Origin of the sequence: Candidatus Palauibacter sp. (genome assembly GCF_965216145.1) — a bacterium.
In the GTDB taxonomy this organism is placed as follows: domain Bacteria; phylum Gemmatimonadota; class Gemmatimonadetes; order Palauibacterales; family Palauibacteraceae; genus Palauibacter.
This window is the reverse complement of the sequence record NZ_OZ244149.1, coordinates 2,065,651-2,081,084: the sequence shown is the minus strand read 5'-3', so window position 1 is coordinate 2,081,084 and position 15,434 is coordinate 2,065,651. Positions and strand designations below refer to the sequence as shown.

At 70.6% G+C, this 15,434-nt stretch carries 17 protein-coding genes; 1 reads left to right on the top strand and 16 read right to left on the bottom strand.

Annotation, left to right across the window (positions count from 1 at the left end; genetic code table 11):
- Positions 1-2: 2 nt before the first annotated feature.
- The 16 genes from aroC to ACOOHF_RS09045 all read right to left on the bottom strand — a co-directional run bounded on the left by aroC (position 3) and on the right by ACOOHF_RS09045 (position 14,218).
- Complete coding sequence (aroC, locus tag ACOOHF_RS09120) at positions 3-1,241, bottom strand: chorismate synthase (protein ID WP_420464277.1); 1,239 nt, start codon at positions 1,239-1,241, stop codon at positions 3-5.
- 145 nt (positions 1,242-1,386) lie between these two features.
- Positions 1,387-3,186, bottom strand: coding sequence for a secretin N-terminal domain-containing protein (locus ACOOHF_RS09115; RefSeq protein WP_419934696.1), 1,800 nt, complete (start codon positions 3,184-3,186; stop codon positions 1,387-1,389).
- Positions 3,183-3,596, bottom strand: coding sequence for a hypothetical protein (locus ACOOHF_RS09110; RefSeq protein WP_420464276.1), 414 nt, complete (start codon positions 3,594-3,596; stop codon positions 3,183-3,185). The genes ACOOHF_RS09115 and ACOOHF_RS09110 overlap by 4 nt, the downstream gene beginning before the upstream one ends.
- The gene (pilO, locus tag ACOOHF_RS09105; protein ID WP_420464275.1) at positions 3,596-4,186 is read right to left on the bottom strand and encodes a type 4a pilus biogenesis protein PilO; all 591 of its coding nucleotides are present in this window, start codon (positions 4,184-4,186) and stop codon (positions 3,596-3,598) included. Before pilO ends, ACOOHF_RS09110 begins: the two co-directional genes overlap by 1 nt.
- On the bottom strand, positions 4,186-4,800 hold the full coding sequence (locus ACOOHF_RS09100) for a PilN domain-containing protein (protein WP_419934693.1): 615 nt from the start codon (positions 4,798-4,800) through the stop codon (positions 4,186-4,188). The genes pilO and ACOOHF_RS09100 overlap by 1 nt, the downstream gene beginning before the upstream one ends.
- Positions 4,797-5,927 (bottom strand): type IV pilus assembly protein PilM, encoded by a 1,131-nt coding sequence (gene pilM / locus ACOOHF_RS09095; protein WP_420464274.1) that lies wholly within the window; start codon positions 5,925-5,927, stop codon positions 4,797-4,799. Before pilM ends, ACOOHF_RS09100 begins: the two co-directional genes overlap by 4 nt.
- 1 nt (position 5,928) lies before the next feature.
- The gene (locus ACOOHF_RS09090; protein ID WP_420464273.1) at positions 5,929-6,780 is read right to left on the bottom strand and encodes a PilW family protein; all 852 of its coding nucleotides are present in this window, start codon (positions 6,778-6,780) and stop codon (positions 5,929-5,931) included.
- On the bottom strand, positions 6,777-7,169 hold the full coding sequence (locus ACOOHF_RS09085; protein WP_420464272.1) for a hypothetical protein: 393 nt from the start codon (positions 7,167-7,169) through the stop codon (positions 6,777-6,779). The genes ACOOHF_RS09090 and ACOOHF_RS09085 overlap by 4 nt, the downstream gene beginning before the upstream one ends.
- Positions 7,166-7,603 (bottom strand): prepilin-type N-terminal cleavage/methylation domain-containing protein, encoded by a 438-nt coding sequence (locus ACOOHF_RS09080; RefSeq protein ID WP_419934689.1) that lies wholly within the window; start codon positions 7,601-7,603, stop codon positions 7,166-7,168. Before ACOOHF_RS09080 ends, ACOOHF_RS09085 begins: the two co-directional genes overlap by 4 nt.
- Before the next feature lie 227 nt (positions 7,604-7,830).
- Complete coding sequence (locus tag ACOOHF_RS09075; protein WP_419934688.1) at positions 7,831-8,241, bottom strand: type IV pilin protein; 411 nt, start codon at positions 8,239-8,241, stop codon at positions 7,831-7,833.
- Positions 8,242-8,358: 117 nt separating this feature from the next.
- On the bottom strand, positions 8,359-8,799 hold the full coding sequence (locus ACOOHF_RS09070) for a hypothetical protein (protein WP_420464271.1): 441 nt from the start codon (positions 8,797-8,799) through the stop codon (positions 8,359-8,361).
- A 59-nt stretch (positions 8,800-8,858) separates the two neighbouring features.
- The gene (locus ACOOHF_RS09065) at positions 8,859-9,977 is read right to left on the bottom strand and encodes a type II secretion system F family protein (RefSeq protein WP_420464270.1); all 1,119 of its coding nucleotides are present in this window, start codon (positions 9,975-9,977) and stop codon (positions 8,859-8,861) included.
- On the bottom strand, positions 9,974-11,095 hold the full coding sequence (locus ACOOHF_RS09060; RefSeq protein ID WP_420464269.1) for a type IV pilus twitching motility protein PilT: 1,122 nt from the start codon (positions 11,093-11,095) through the stop codon (positions 9,974-9,976). The genes ACOOHF_RS09065 and ACOOHF_RS09060 overlap by 4 nt, the downstream gene beginning before the upstream one ends.
- Positions 11,092-12,672, bottom strand: coding sequence for a GspE/PulE family protein (locus ACOOHF_RS09055; protein WP_419934684.1), 1,581 nt, complete (start codon positions 12,670-12,672; stop codon positions 11,092-11,094). The genes ACOOHF_RS09060 and ACOOHF_RS09055 overlap by 4 nt, the downstream gene beginning before the upstream one ends.
- On the bottom strand, positions 12,669-13,394 hold the full coding sequence (locus ACOOHF_RS09050; RefSeq protein ID WP_419934683.1) for a ComEA family DNA-binding protein: 726 nt from the start codon (positions 13,392-13,394) through the stop codon (positions 12,669-12,671). The genes ACOOHF_RS09055 and ACOOHF_RS09050 overlap by 4 nt, the downstream gene beginning before the upstream one ends.
- 140 nt (positions 13,395-13,534) lie before the next feature.
- Positions 13,535-14,218: an energy transducer TonB family protein gene (locus ACOOHF_RS09045; protein ID WP_419934682.1), complete on the bottom strand. Its 684-nt coding sequence runs from the start codon at positions 14,216-14,218 to the stop codon at positions 13,535-13,537.
- A 183-nt stretch (positions 14,219-14,401) separates the two neighbouring features.
- Here ACOOHF_RS09045 and tdh point away from each other — a divergent pair, with 183 nt between their 5' ends.
- Entirely contained in the window at positions 14,402-15,433 is a 1,032-nt protein-coding gene (tdh, locus tag ACOOHF_RS09040; RefSeq protein WP_419934681.1) for an L-threonine 3-dehydrogenase, read from the top strand.
- Position 15,434 lies beyond the last annotated feature (1 nt).

The window sequence follows — 15,434 nt, the reverse complement described above, 5'->3', positions numbered from 1 at the left end:
GCCTATCCGGTTCCCCTTGCGGTATCCCGACCGGCGGCGTCGTCGGTGAGGCCGCTGTCGCCAAGGCGGGCAAGGTAGCTCTCTACGTTACGCCGCATGTCGGAGAGGCTGTCGCCGGCGAACTTCTCGATCCACGCGTCCGCCAGCACGAGCGCCATCATCGCCTCGCCGACCACGCCGGCCGCGGGCACGGCGCACACGTCGCTCCGCTCGCGGATGGCCTTCGCGGGTTCCCCCGTGCGCGTGTCCACGCTGTCGAGCGGGCGCCGCAGCGAGCTGAGGGGCTTCATGGCGACGCGCGCCACGATCGTCCCCCCCGTCGTCATCCCGCCTTCGAGCCCACCCGCGTTGTTCCGACGCCGACGGTAACCGCCGCTCCCGCGGCGTTCCGCGTCCCGCTCGATCTCGTCGTGGACGTCGGAGCCCCGGGTCCGCGCGGCCTCGAACCCCATGCCGATCTCGACGCCCTTCATGGCGTGGATCGACATGAGGGCTCCGCCGATCCGGCCGCCCAGCCGGGTTTCCCAGGTGACGTGGCTCCCGAGGCCGACCGGCACCCCGCGCGCGACCACCTCGAACACGCCACCCAGCGAGTCGCCGTCACGCCGCGCGGCGTCGATCGCCTCGACCATCGCGGCGGCCGCACTGCGGTCGATGCACCGCACGGGCGAGTCGTCGGCCGCCGCGGTCAGATCGTCCGGCAGCGGCTCCTCGGCCGGCGCCGCCACGGGGCCGATCCGCACGACGTGACTCTCGACGCGGACGCCGAATTCGCCGAGCAGCCGTTTCGCCACCGCTCCCGCGGCGACCCGGGCCGCGGTCTCGCGCGCGCTGGCCCGCTCCAGGATGTCGCGCGCGTCCTCCCGGTCGTACTTGAGCATGCCCGCGAGGTCCGCGTGTCCCGGGCGCGGCAGGTACACGCGCCGGAGGACCTCGACGTCCTCGACCTCCGGCGCGGCGATCGCCATCGCCTCGCGCCAGTTCCTGAAGTCGCGGTTGGGGATGCGGATCGCGATCGGAGAACCCAGCGTCTCCCCGAGCCGCACGCCGGCGAAGATCTCGCCCGCGTCCTTTTCGATCCGCATGCGGCCGCCGCGACCGTGTCCGCCCTGGCGGCGAGCCAGCTCGCCCGCCACGTCGGCCGCATCGAGCGGCAGGCCGGCGGGGATCCCCTCCAGCACGGCGACGACCGCCGGCCCGTGGGACTCACCGGCCGTCGTCAACCTCAGGCACCTCAGCATCGCGCGGATTCACTCCTCATGTCGGTTGGGCCTCCGATGGTCAGTCGCTGGCCGGTCAATGGCCAGCGGATGGCGAAGAAAAGGATTCGCCGGGGGCAGGGGCCGCAACCGGCGGCGCGGCCGATGAGGGCGCGGACACGTCGCGCTAGCCCCCTCGGGGGCCGCCGATGATGTGCGGCGTGACGAGGATGATGAGGTCCTGCTTCACTTCATTCTCCTTCGTGCTGCGGAACAGGGCCCCGATCCACGGAAGGTGCATCAGGCCGGGAATGCCGCTCTCGCTGCGGCTCGCTTCACTGAGCGTCAGGCCGCCGATGACCGCCGTCTCTCCATCCTCGAGGAGAAGCGTCGTCTCGCCGATCTGTTTCTCGAACACGAATCCGACGTCCGACAGGCCGAGCTTGAGGCCCGAGCGCTCGGCCATCAGCTCCAGACGGATCTGGTTGTTGTTCGTCACGTGCGGGATCACGTCGAGGATGATCCCCGTGTCCTCGAACTGCACGTTGACGCGGGCCGCCTCCGTCTGCGCCCCCGCTTCGAGGACGCGGATCGGGGTGCGTTCGCCGACCTGGATTCGCGCGTGCGCGTTGTCCACCACCCGGATCGATGGCGCGGCCTGAACGTCGGAGAGCTGGTGCGACTCGAGGGCCTCGAGGAACGCGAACAGCGAGAAGTCGCCGAACGCGACGGAGGTCAGTATCTGGAGCGCGGGCAGGAGGGGCCGATCGTTGGCGTTCGCGAGCGCCGCGATCGCGTCACCGCCCAGATTCACGAGCGTCTCGTTCGTCTGCCTGAAGAACGCCTCATCGGGGACGCCGTCGCCGTCGTAGTCGACGAGTTGCGCCGGTTCATTCGGATCGGGAGCGGCGATCAGTTCGTTGAGACCCTGCTCCACGAAGGCGCCGTCGCGTTCCTTGAGGTCGTAGACGATCCCCAGCTGCTGCACATCGGTCCGATCGACGAAGACGATCTTCGCTTCGATCGCTACCTGGGCAAGACGTCGGTCGAGAGAGGCGACGATGGTGTCCATGCGCGCCACGACCGACGGCGCGTCCGTGACGATGACCGTGTTGCTGCTCGAGAAGGCGACGACCTGGCCCCGGTTCGGCGTCGCCAGGTGGCGGAGCGCTTCGGCGACGGAGTCCGCGCGCGCGTAGTTGATCCGAATGACGCGCGTCTCGCTCAGAAGTTGGTCGCGGGCCTGCAGGTTCTCGAGCCAATCGACGACGATGATCCCGCTCTCTGTCGTGTGCCAGCCGAGGTTGTGGGCCGAGAGGATCGCGTTCAACGCGATGTCCCACGGTTGGGCCCGGATGTCGATGCCGCGGACCGCGACGGAGGCGACCTCGCCGTTCGGTACCACCGAGATGTCCGCGAACTCCGCGAAGCCGGCGAGCACGTCGAGCATGCTCGCGCTGTCGTACACGACCGAGATCCGGGGTTCCTCCTGGCCGACGGCGGCGAGTGTGCGGGAAGGCTCCCCCGGCCCGGCCCCCGCCGCCGTCGTCTCAGCCGCCGTCGTCTCGGCCGCCATCGTCTCGGCCGCCGTCGACCAGGGCGGGAACGGAGGTCCCCGGTTCGGGAACGTCACGCGCACCGCGCCGGGGTCGGTCGCGACTTCATGCTCGAGGTCCAGGGCGAGATCGAAGACGATGCGAACGATGTCGGGCTGGAACTGGCTCGAACGCATCCGGATGACGCCGCCGCGGCCGATCCCCTCGTAGCGGTCCCGACCGAGGCCGAGGACGGCGCCTTCGAGGTCGAGGATGAGCCTCGGGGGGTCCTGAATCATGAGGTGCCGCGCGGTGACCTCACCTCCGACCACGACCGTGATCTCGGTGTCGGTCCCGGCGGTCGCGATCCGCACTTCCCGGACCTCGGTCTCCTGCCCGAGCCCTGCCGCCAGGGCCACCCCGAGTGTGGAGACGATGCGTCCGCAGATCATCCCCCTTCCCTCCCTTCTCTCCGCACCCATAGCGTCTCCCTGCGCCGCACGCCGAAGTTCGCGATCACGAAGTCCACTCCATCCTGAAGGATCCGTTCCACTCGGGCCTCGCCGAGGAGATCGCCCTCCCGGGCGCGATACCGGCGGCCCGTCCTCCGGTCCGTGAGCGTCGCCACGCTCCCGACTTCGGGGTTGTACAGCACGCCCGACAGCGTGAGGTCGGCGAAGCGGGGGCCCTCCTGTTCCCCGACGTCCAGAGGCTGGAACGGATCGCGCCGGCCCAGGGCGGAATACGTGAACACCTCGCGCTCGTAGACGGGGAGGGAGGCCTGGACGGCCATGAGCTTCGTCCCCACCGCGAACCCGAGGACTATGGCCAGCAGCCCGTGGGCAAACGCTCCCCTCGCCATCATCCGTCGTCCGGCGAGACGTTCTCGCCCGGTGGGAGCACGAAGGTCTCGAGGCGGAAGCGGGCGTGGACGAGCTGACGCCCCGAGTTCGTCATCCGCGCGGGCAGGATCTCTTCGACCTCCGGCCGCACGATTCGGGTGAAGCCGGCCACGCGAGCGAGGAAGCGCCCGATATCGTGGTATCCGCCCTCCACCTGCATCGCCCACTGCTGTCGCATGAAATAGCCGGCGGAGTCGGGCATCGGATCGCCCGGAATCACATGGACGAGTTCGAGCCCGAGCGACTGCGTCTCGGAGGCGATCGCCTCGTAGATCGCCGCCACCTCCCCCTCCGAGGGAACGAGTCGCTGCAGGAAGGCGAACTCCCGCTCGCCGAGTTCTAGTTCCTCCCGGACGCGATCCAGGTCGCCGGTGCGCGTCTGCGCGAGCCGGTTCGCCTCCTCCGCCTGCCGAACGCGCTGCTCCATTTCAACGAGTTGGACGCGCTGCGGAGTCCACAGGTACAGGTGGAAGACGGCCCCGAGCCCGAGGAGGATGACGAGGGCGAGGAGCCGGTACTGGTCGCGAGAGGCTCGCGGCAGCGGCGTCATCACTCCCGAACCTCGGGCGGTTCGGCGAAGCGGAGAACCAGGGTGAAGGCGTGTCGCGAGGCGGTTTCGGACGGGAGCCCCTGTTTCTGGCTCCCGAGAATCGTGACCTCCGCGACACGGTCCGAGGCCCCCAGCTTCCGCACGAATTCCGTGATCGCCAACGGGTTTGCCGCGATCCCCTGAAGTTCGACCGTGACCTCGGGCACCGGCGAGAGTTGGCGAAGCGAGATCAGCCAGGCGAAGCCGGGCAGGGCCCGGCTGATCTCGTCCAGGATGCGGGGCCACACGAAGCGGTTCCGGTCGAGTTGCTCCACCAGCGCCACGCGCTCCCGGATCTGCCCGGATCTCGCCGTCAGGCTGTCGCTGACCGCGCGGAGTTCGGCGAGACGCGCCGAATCCGCCGATGCGGCCTCGAGCCTCGCGTGGAGCGTCTCGGCTTCGGAGCGTTGCGTCCACCAGAGGAACGCCGCCCCCGGCAGGATGGTCAGCGCGGCGACGAGCAGGGCGGTACCCCACGGATCGATGCCCGCCATGCCGCGACCGCCGGCGCCCCGCGGGGAACCGGCCACCGCGCGCGGACGGAGGGACTCGGGGAGCAGGTCTACTTCGATCATGGGCGTGGCGTCCTCCCGTCCCCCGGCCGTCGCGCCGCGGAAGGTCTTCGCAGCGCCAGCCCGACCGCCAGCATCAGCATGGGCGACACTTCTTCCAGTTCGGGATAGTCCGCCACCTCCGGGCCGGCCCGCAGACGCTCGACCGCGTTCGCGACGTGGATCTCGACGCCCAGCCGTTCTGCGATGCTCTCCGGGAGTCCGGGGATGCCGGCACCCCCTCCGCACAGGTAGACCCGGGCGATCCCGAGCCCGATGTCCTGCGTTTCGACGAGCCTCGCGGCGCGTTCGATCCCCTCCGCGATGTGTCGGGCGTGGCCGGCGAGGGAATCGCCCAGGCCGGGGTTCGCGACCTCGGCGCGCAGCACCGCGGTGGCTTCCCCGGCCGTGAGGTCGAGGTCTCGCTGGAGGTCCCGAACCAGCGTGCCCGTGCCGAAACGCAGGTCGCGGGCGAGGACGGGGAGGCCGTCGTCCAGCACATTCACCGTCGTCGACCCGGTGCCGATATCGACCAGCGCCGTGACCCCGGCCATCGCGTCCGGATGGTTGACCTCGAAGGCGTTGTGGAGAGCGAACGCGTTCACGTCGACCGCCGCCGGGTGGAGCCCCGCCTGCCGCAGCAGCGAGACGCGGGACTCGATCACCTCGAGCCTCGCGGCCGCGAGCAGTACGGTCATGCGGGGAGCGTCGTCCTCGGGATCCGCAATGTGGAAGTCCAGCTGAACGCCTTCCATGTCGAACGGTACGTGCTGCTCCGCCTCCCAGGGGAGGACCGCGCGCGCCTCGGTCTCGGCCATCCGGTCCACCTCGATCGGCTTGCTCACGACATCCCGTCCTCCCACGCCGATGACGACGTCGGGCCCTTCGATCCGCTCGCGCGCGAACATCGAGGCGACCGCCTCCGCCGCACGTTCGGGATGGGGGGGGTCGTCCGCTTCCCCGTTCACGTCATTCGGGGTCACGGCGATCCGGACCAGTCGCGGGGCGTCGCCCGAGTGATCGATGACCGCAGCCTTGCTGAAAGCGCTTCCGATGTCCAGCCCGATCGTGACCTCGCGGGGCCGGAACCTCAGCCCCGCCGTCACGCGCCCCCGTCCGGCGACCGCCGGGTTCTCATCGCGCCGGCGCACCTCAGTTCCGAAACGGCATCTCGTAGACGATCCGCCGGACGTCGCCGAGGCGGTTTCGTCCAATGGCCTCCGCGACCAGGCGGACTTCACGAACCTGCGCGAGATCGGCCGGGACGACCCGAGCCCGCGTCGACCCGTCGTCCATCTCGTATTCGAAGGCGGCACCCGGCGCCAACGGCGTGGCGAATTCCTGGCCGTTGCGTCGGACCGCGACGGCGCCGGGTTCCGTACTCGCGGAGCGGATCGAGTAGGTCAGCCTTCCGTAGATGCGGGCGAGCGCGCCCCGCCGCGGCGTCGCGCCGAAACGACCGGCCCAGCCGCTCGTGCGGCGGAACCACCTCGGGAGCGCGAGGCCGGCGCGGTCCGCCCCCGCCGCGCGGCACAACGACTCCGCCACCGCCGACATCGCGGACGCGATCGTGAATCCGTCCTCGTAGCGGAAGGCGGCCCCGTACGGTTCGGAGAGCGCCGTGCCGCGCCACGGGGACCGCAGGTTGGTCGCCGGGACGGAGTCGTACACGAAGATGTCCGCGGTCCCGGGACCGACGCTGTCGCAGACGACGGCCCTCAGCACGGGGAGCCGAATCGACACCGTGTCCGGCGTCGCGCTCAGTAGGTCGTCAGGCGCCGCGCCCCGGATTTCGGCCCCCATCCCGTCGAACAGGGCGCGCGTCGTCTGCGCGGCCTGGACGGCGTCCTCGTTCCGCAGGTGGAAGCGGCTCTGGCTCACGACGAGCGCCATGAGCACACCGCCGAGGAGGCCGGCGCCCACCAGGGCGACGAGCACCTCCGTGAGCGTGAACCCGACGGTCCGCCGCCGCGCGACGACGCGGCGCCTTCGGGGGCGGCTCACGGCGCCACCGGCATGGGTCGTTCGCGCGCGAGCAGGATCTCGAACGCGGCGTCCGGGCCGAGGGGCGGCGTGATGGTCACCTGGACGTGCCGGAGCCGCGGTGAGCGCGTCGTGACCACGCGGGAGACATCGTGCCGCCGCCCGCCGACCTCCGCGATTCCCGCCCCTGACGTCGCGGCGGCATGCCCTTCGCGGACGAGGCCCTGAATGACGCCGCGGCCCGCCAGCGTGCGATCGGTATCCCGCGCCGCGAGTCGGGCCTGCGAGCCGATGCCGAGGACCACTCCCGCCGCGCCGAGGATCCCGATCGAGGCCACCGTAACCGCGAGCGCGACCTCGATGAGGCCGAATCCAGCCGCCCCACCCGGGAACTTCGCGGCGGCGCTCAATAGTCGAACGGAACGGCGCGTACCCGTCCGACGAAGTTCGACACGAGGCGAACCCCGCGGCCGCCGCGATACAGGTAGACGCTCCCGGGCGAACCCTGGCCCCGGGCATTGAACCGGATCGTCGCGGGTCGCAAGCGGACCGAATCGAGCCGTCCGAGTCCGTGGGTCGCGAGATCGACGTGAGAGAGGAGGGGACCGCCGCGCCGCGCCACCTCGAGCCTCGTGCCCGCGAGCGTCACCTCCGTCCGAGCGTGGGTGGCGACGGCGTGGAGACGGGCACGCACCAGCTGCGATTCCGCCAGGCGGGCCGCCCGCGTCAGGCTGAAGCGGTCGAAGGCCCCGCGCGACATGACGGCCGTCGTCGCGATGCCGGCGAGGGCGATCGCAACCACCACTTCGACCAGGCTGAATCCGTTTCCCGGCACTCTCGTCATGGGCTCCTCCCTTCGTCGAGTAAGCATTTCCAGCTTCCTCACGAAGGGTCCCTGCCCATCTCAACGGCGTCTCATCGGCTCCGGACGGCCCTGGCAGCCCGTGGCAAAAGCCCGCTGCATTCGAGCGGCGATCCATCGCGCGTGAACGCTTCGCTCATCGTTGCTCCTCGTCACCCGCGCGCCTCGCCGCTCTCGGTGCCACGCAGGGTTTTGCCACGGGCTGCTGTCTAGCAGCCGGTTCCCTGTAGGATCTGGCCGATCGCCCCGGTGGCGTTCGACGGCGACGAATTCACGCACCACGTCTGGTTCGAGGAAGCGTGCTTCGCCGTGATCCGGTAGCCGTCCGTGTAGGCGGTCGCCGTGAGCGCGACGTTCATGCTGGCCTGGAAGTCCGAGTTCCCGTCGCCGTCCAGATCCGCCGTGCCGCCCGCCGTCACCGTGCTCGCCGCGTAGGCCTGGCGACCGAAGAAGTATGCCTCCTCGGCCGTCATCAGGTTGCGGATGTCGCTCTGTGCGGCCGCGTCGAACGCCTTCTGCTTCGTGTTCGTGAACTGCGGGATCGCGATCGCGGCGAGAACGCCGATGATGACGACCACGATCAGCAGTTCGATCAGGGTGAACCCTTCTTCTCTCCTCATCCGCTCCTCCTCCACCTCCGGTGCCTCGTCATCGCGGGTCCGGCTCGCCCGCGGCTTCCACACCCAGAAGGCCCTCCGCTCTCAATGGGGCATCAACCACGATCCGGCGGCCACCGCTCATCCCGCGGTCGGGTCTTCCCAGTCCGGGGGCTCATCGAAGGCCGAGACCGAGTGGATGCGCGCGCCGCGCCGCGAGGCCGTGAGCGAGTGCAGGCGTCCGGCTCCGTCGCGCAGCGGGAGGCGGAGTTCTCCGGTCTCCGGCCCCGGCGCGGCGTCTCCGAGGCCGAGAGCGCGCAACGCAGCCCCCAGGGTGTCGAACCCCTTCGAAAACGCGACCGTCCACGACCTGATCCGCGCGGCCCCGCCGCTCCCCCGCGGCCTCGCCCGGGCGCGGAGCGACCAGTCGGGACCCTCGAACCGCAGCCACCGGTCCCCGCCGGTCCACCGGTCCACGACCGGCCGCCCGAACCGCTCGCAGGCGGCTTCGGCAGACTGCCCCAGAAGATCCCGCACGGCGGGGCGCCCCTCCGGCCCCGGATCGGTTTCGCGCGCTGCCATCCCGGCAAGTGGAGCGCCGCGCACCCGCACCGCAAGCCGCGGGCGGAGCGACGGCGCATTCACTGGATCGTGTCGACGAGATCGAATATCGGGAGGTACATGGCGATGATCATCCCGCCGACGACTCCCCCCAGGATCACGATGAGGGCGGGCTCAAGGACCTTGAGGAGGCTCTCGACCGCCACATCCACTTCGTCGTCGTAGAAATCGGCGATCCGCGACAGCATCCCGTCCAGGTCTCCGGTCTCCTCTCCGACGTGGATCATCTGGGACACCATCAGAGGAAAGACGCCGGTCATCTCCAGCGGCCCCGCGATCGAATCCCCGCCCGCGATCGCGTCGCGGCTCTCGAGGACGGCGTCGTGAATCACGCGGTTCCCAGCCGTCCGCGCCGTGATCTCGAGCCCCTCGAGAATCGGAACGCCGGAGGCGAGCATCGTGCCGAGGGTCCGCGTGAAGCGCGACACGGCGGCCCTCCGCAACAGCGATCCGAAGATCGGGAGCCGGAGCAGGAAGCGGTCCGCGCGCGACCTCCCGGCATCGGTCGCGACCCAGCGGCGCAGGAGGAAGAAGGCCCCGCCCGCCGCGATGAGAATGGCCCACCACAAACTCTGGACGACCCGCGAGAGCCCGATGACCGCGCGCGTCGGGACGGGCAGCAGGGCCCCGTAGCTGGCGAACACGGACTCGAACGTCGGGATCACGAACAGGAGGAGGGTCGCGATCACGGCCACGGCCACCCCCAGCACGACGGCGGGATAGAGGAGGGCGCCCTTCACCTTTCTCCGGACGCGATCGCTCTTCTCGAGGAAGGTGGCCAGACGTTCGAGGATCGCGTCGAGGAGACTCCCGGACTCACCGGCGGCGACCATGTTCACGTACAGGCTGGGAAACACCGCGGGATGCCGTCCGAGCGCGCCGGCGAGCGTGTTTCCGGCTTCGACCTCGTAGAGTGTCTCCCGGATGACGCCTCGAAACGCCGGGCTCCCGGCCTGGCGGGAGAGGATCTCCAGCGCCCGCGTCAGCGGCAGCCCCGCGTGGATCATGGTGGCGAACTGCCGCGTGAAGACGACGAGTTCGCGGGGCCGAACCCTCGAGAAGAGGGTGGACCGACCGCCAGCCCCCACATCATCCACTCCCCACCTGTGCCGGCGGCCGGTCTCGCCCGCTCGGTTCACCGGGCGGCCCCCGCGGGCAGCGAGGTCCCGGTCATGCGCCGGAAGCCGGCCGGATCCGACGTGACGCGGATGCAGTCCTCGAACGCCACCTGGCGCCGGACGTAGAGCCGGAAGAGGGCGTCGTTGAGCGTCTGCATCCCGAACTTCCGGGCCGCCTGCATCGCCGAGCAGAGCTGGTGAGCCTTCCCCTCCCGGATCAGAGCCCGGGTCGCAGGGGTCGCGATGAGGATCTCGCAGGCGGCGACGCGCCCCCTGCCGCCCGCCCGCGGGACCAGCGCCTGCGTTACCACCCCCTCGAACACGAGGGCGAACTGAGCCCGGACCTGCTCCTGCCGGTGGGCGGGGAAGGCGTCGATGATGCGGTTGATCGTCTCGGGCGCCGAGTTGGTGTGGAGCGTGGCGAGCGCGAGGTGGCCGGTCTCCGCGATCGTGAGCGCCGCCTGGATCGTTTCCGCGTCCCGCATTTCGCCGATCAGGATGACGTCGGGATCCTGTCGGAGCGCGTACTTGAGCGCCGTGTCGAAGCTGCGCGTGTCGTGTCCGACCTCGCGCTGGTTCACGATGCAGCCCTTGTGGGGGTGCACGAACTCGATCGGGTCTTCGATGGTGATGATGTGGCCCGCCCGCCGCGTATTGATGCGGTCGACCATCGCCGCCAGGGTCGTCGACTTGCCGGAGCCGGTGGGCCCCGTCACGAGCACGAGCCCGCGCGGCTTCTCGGTGAGGCGCGCGACGACGGACGGGACGCCGAGTTCCCGCAGGCTCCGGATCTCGACCGGGACGCGGCGAATCGCGCAGGCCACGTTGCCCCGCTGCCGGAACAGATTCACGCGGAAGCGGGACAGCTTCCCCACCGAGAAGCTGAAGTCGATGTCGTGGTCCCGTGCGAAGCGCGCCCTCTGCGGCTCCGTGAGCAGGGAACGGCCAAGCGCGGCGGTGTCCTCCGACCTCAGCACGGACCCCGGCACACCCTCGGTTCGACAGTCCGTCATCCGTCCGTCGATGCGGAGCTTCGGCGTACCGCCGACCGTGAGGTGCAGGTCGGACGCGTCACGCTCGACCATCTCGTCGAGGAGCGCCCGCAGGCGCGCATCCGTGACGGGAGTCCCGGCCATCATCCCTCCTCCCGAGGGTTCCGGGCCGCAGTCTCGCCCAGCACCTCTTCCAGCGTGACGATCCCCTTCCCGACCTTGATCAGCCCGTCCTGCCGCAACGTGACCATCCCCTCGTCGACCGCCCGTCTCTCGATCTCTTCGGCGGACGCGCCCGTGAGGACCATGCGGCGGATCGCCGACGACATCGGAAGGACCTCGTAGAGGCCCTGCCGCCCGGCATATCCCGACCCGCCGCACGCGTCGCAGCCGGCGCCGCGATGGAACGTGTCGTCGGGACCCCGGGGGTCTTCGATACCCGCGGAACGGAGGACTTCGCGCGGATAGCTCGTCTCGACCCTGCAGGCGGCGCAGATCCGGCGCACGAGACGCTGGGCCGTGATGATCGTGACGGCCGCGGCGACGTTGAACGCCTCGATCCCCATGTCCACCAGCCGGGTCGTGGTCGACGCCGCGTCGTTCGTGTGGAGCGTCGAGAGGACGAGATGCCCGGTGAGCGCGGCCTTGACCGCGATGCCGCCGGTCTCCGCGTCCCGGATCTCGCCGACCATGACGATGTCGGGGTCCTGACGGAGGAAGGCGCGCAGGACCGACGCGAAGGTGAGACCGATCTTCGACCGGACCTGGACCTGGTTGATCCCGCGCACGCTGTACTCGACCGGATCTTCCGCGGTCAGGATGTTGACCTCCGGCCGGTTGAGCCGGGCGAGCGCGCTGTAGAGGGTGGTCGTCTTTCCCGACCCGGTGGGCCCGGTTACGAGGACCATGCCCGTCGGGTTCGCGATCGCTTCCAGGAAGCGCCGCTCCGCGCGCTCCTCCATGCCGAAGGACTTCAGGTCGAAGGCCAGCTTCCCCTTGTCGAGGATCCGGAGGGCAATCCTCTCTCCGAACAGCGTGGGGAGGGTGGAGACGCGGAAGTCGATGACCTTCCCGCCGACCCTCATCTTCATGCGCCCGTCCTGGGGAACCCTGCGCTCGGCGATGTTCAGGTCGGCGAGAATCTTGAGGCGCGACGTGAGCGCGGCCGTCATCCGGAAGGGCGGCTGCATGATCTCGCGCAGGTGCCCGTCGAGACGGTAGCGCACGCGCAGTTCCCTCTCGTAGGGCTCCAGATGAATGTCGGAGGCGCCGCGACGAACCGCGTCCCGGAGAACCGAGTTGATCAGCCTCACGACGGGTTCATCCTCGATGTCGGCCCGGAGGGTGTCGTCGTCCCGGGGGGCCGCTCCGGCGCCTTCGACGACCTCGACCTCCCGGTCCGGCTCCCGGGGGCGTCCCCTCCGCTTTCTCCCGGGTTCGGCGGCGGATCCGTAGCTCTGGTCGATGAGCCGGCGGAGGGTGTACTCCCCCGCCGGTACCGGCTCGATGTCGAACCGGGTGAGGAACTTCAGGTCCTCGATGACGTTCGGGTCGGCTGGGTCCGCCATGGCGACGGTGAGGGTGCGACCCGCACGACGCAGCGGGAGCACGAGATGCCGGCTCGCGAAGTCGGCCGGGACGAGCCTCAGGACCCTGCCGTCCGGCGGCCGCGCCAACTCGGGAGCCGGTTCCGGGGCCGTTGCGCGCGCCTCCGCCGAGATCAAGATGTCCCCACGCACACGCGATCGGCGAGACGGCCGAGCGAACGTTCCCCGATGCCGCGGACGCGCGTGAGCGCCTCGGGGTTCGCGAACGGCCCGTTCGCGGTCCGGTCCTCGATGATGCGACCCGCGATCACGGACCCGATCCCGGGCAGGCTCTCGAGTTCCTCCCGTCCGGCCCGGTTCACATCGACCCGCTTCCCGCCCGGCGAACATCCCGGCCCCGCGGGGGGGACGAGCCGGTCCGCTGCCGGAAGGGCGGGGGGCCGCGAGTCGGAGCGCCCCGAGGGCGCGACGAGACCGGGACGCGGGATCGCGGGATCGAACTGGAGCCAGGGAGCGAGGCGGCCCGCGGTGACTTCTCCCACCCCGGCCACGCGCTCGAGGTCGGCCGCCTCGCGGAACGGTTCGCGGTCGCGCTCCTCGACGATGGCCCGCGCGAGGCTCGGGCCGACCCCGGGAAGTCGGCGCAGTTCGTCGGCCGACGCTCGGTTCACCTCGATCCGCTCACCGTCGGCGAGCGGTGTCTGCGCGCGCTGCTCCCGCATCAGCGCGGAGAGGACGTCCCCCCCCACACCCTGCAGGTCGCGCGCAGGATCGATCCTCTCGATCCCGTCCACTTCTCCGGGATCGGGGGCGAGCGCCGTGCGGAAGATGAGACTCACCCCGATCAGCACGAGCGCCGTGCCGAGCGCCTTGCGTTCGGCGCGATTCAGATCCCACACCCCGCACCTCCCCGTTCGAGCCCTTTGCAACGAGGGTGGGGGGCGGCGTCAACCGGCCGTCAAACGCACGGGGCTTGCAGCCCGTGGCAAGAGCCCCGCTGCGTTCGAGCGGCGCTGACGCGGGGTCTTGCCACGGACTGCTAAAAGATGAACGTGATCTCGGCCCATCCCTCGACCGCGGCCCCGTCGCGCCGGGCGGGCCGGTACTCCCAGGCCCGCACCTGCCGCACGATGTCGCGGTTGAACCCTTCATCGGGGGTGGGGGGGTGCAGTTCCACGAGGCTTGGACGGCCGGTGGCGTCGACGAAGACGCGGACGGTCACCTCCAATCCGCGCACGGAGCCGGGGGGATCCCAGTGGGGCACGACGGACCGCGGCACCGGCGACACGTAGCCGTCCGCGCCTCCCCCTCCCTCGCCTTCGCCCGGGCCCGCGGCGGCGCCCCCTCCGGCGGGTGCGGCCGGGACTCCGACCGGGAGCAGGTCGGCCGAGATCTCGGGGGCCGTCTCGCGGATCTCGATTTCCGGCGCATCCACGGCCAGCACCGGTCTGGGAGGCGGGGGGATCTCGACGCGCCGGGGCGGCGAGAACCGCACGGACTGCAGGCCTCCGCCCCTCACCCGGAGTTCCGGATTCGTCCCTCGCGACGCCATGCGCTCGAACTCGGGCGCCCGGCCCGCGGGGCCGAACAGGACGAGGGCGTGCAGGAGCGCGGACACGAGCATGCCGCCCCACCACGCGGCACGGTCCCGGCGCCGCCGGCGCGCGTACGCGTCGTCCGGCGGCCGATCCGTCCGACCGTCCCCTGCCACCTTCTCACGCACGATCCGTCTCGGCTCCCGGCTCCGGGTCGCGGACTCGCCCACGGGGAATCTTACGGCGGGCGGTCGCGCCGTGTTCCCGCGCTTGCCGGCCCGTCCGGCGTTCCGGCACATTGTGCGCCACCCGATGCGCCGCCGGAGCGCGGTCCGACGCACCTCCCCGGTCAGGAGCCTTCGCCGCTCTCCATGAAAGCGATCCTCAAACCCGGGCCGGCCCCCGGCCTCACCCTCGGCGAAGCGCCCACGCCCGGGATCCGTTCCGGCGACGTATTGATCAAGGTGCGACGCGCGGGGATCTGCGGCACCGACCTGCACATCCATCAATGGGACCACTGGTCTCAGAACCGCGTCAACCCGCCGCTCATCCTCGGACACGAGTTCATGGGAGAGGTCGTCGAGACCGGACGCCTCGTCGAGAACATCGAGGTGGGAGACCGCGTGTCGGCGGAGGGGCACCTGGTGTGCGGCCACTGCGAGTTCTGCGGGACGGGACAGGCGCATGTGTGCCGGGACACCCGGATCATCGGGATCGACCGGGACGGCGCTTTCGCAGAGTACGTCTCCATCCCGGCGGCGAACATCATCCACATCCCGGAATCGATCAGCGACGATCATGCGGCCCTGTTGGACCCTCTGGGGAACGCGTTTCACACGGTCCTGCACACCGACGTGGCCGGGCGGGTCGTGGCCGTGGTCGGGTGCGGACCGATCGGCCTGTTCGCGATCGGCATCGCCCGGGTGGCGGGCGCGGCCAGGGTCATCGCGGTCGAACCGCACGAGGGCCGTCGCGAACTCGCGGCCCGGATGGGCGCGCACGACTGCCTCGACCCGACGGAGGGCGGTGTCGAGGCGCAGGTCGCGGAACTCACCCGCGGCTACGGGGCGCACGTCGTGTGCGAGATGAGCGGGCACCCCGAAGGCGTGCGCTCCGCGTTCCGCATGTGTCGCAACGGGGGCCATGTCCGGTTGCTGGGACTGCCGAAGCACACCGTCGAGGTCAACCTGGCGCGGGACGTCATCTTCAAGGGACTCCACGTCTACGGCGTCGTGGGACGCCTGATGTACCGGACGTGGATCGAGATGCGGGACTTCCTCGCCGCCGGACGCCTCGACATCGACCCGGTGATCACCCACCGGCTGCCGTTCGACCGCTTCGAGGAGGGGATCGCGGCCATGAACTCCGGCGAGGCGGCGAAGGTCGTCCTCGCTCTCGACTAGC

Bases quoted from the DNA above. Each gene is read 5' to 3' on its own strand.
- aroC (WP_420464277.1), bottom strand. From the start codon at position 1,241: ATGCTGAGGTGCCTGAGGTTGACGACGGCCGGTGAGTCCCACGGGCCG.
- ACOOHF_RS09115 (WP_419934696.1), bottom strand. From the start codon at position 3,186: ATGATCTGCGGACGCATCGTCTCCACACTCGGGGTGGCCCTGGCGGCA.
- ACOOHF_RS09110 (WP_420464276.1), bottom strand. From the start codon at position 3,596: ATGGCGAGGGGAGCGTTTGCCCACGGGCTGCTGGCCATAGTCCTCGGG.
- pilO (WP_420464275.1), bottom strand. From the start codon at position 4,186: ATGACGCCGCTGCCGCGAGCCTCTCGCGACCAGTACCGGCTCCTCGCC.
- ACOOHF_RS09100 (WP_419934693.1), bottom strand. From the start codon at position 4,800: ATGATCGAAGTAGACCTGCTCCCCGAGTCCCTCCGTCCGCGCGCGGTG.
- ACOOHF_RS09080 (WP_419934689.1), bottom strand. From the start codon at position 7,603: ATGACGAGAGTGCCGGGAAACGGATTCAGCCTGGTCGAAGTGGTGGTT.
- ACOOHF_RS09075 (WP_419934688.1), bottom strand. From the start codon at position 8,241: ATGAGGAGAGAAGAAGGGTTCACCCTGATCGAACTGCTGATCGTGGTC.
- ACOOHF_RS09070 (WP_420464271.1), bottom strand. From the start codon at position 8,799: ATGGCAGCGCGCGAAACCGATCCGGGGCCGGAGGGGCGCCCCGCCGTG.
- ACOOHF_RS09060 (WP_420464269.1), bottom strand. From the start codon at position 11,095: ATGATGGCCGGGACTCCCGTCACGGATGCGCGCCTGCGGGCGCTCCTC.
- tdh (WP_419934681.1), top strand. From the start codon at position 14,402: ATGAAAGCGATCCTCAAACCCGGGCCGGCCCCCGGCCTCACCCTCGGC.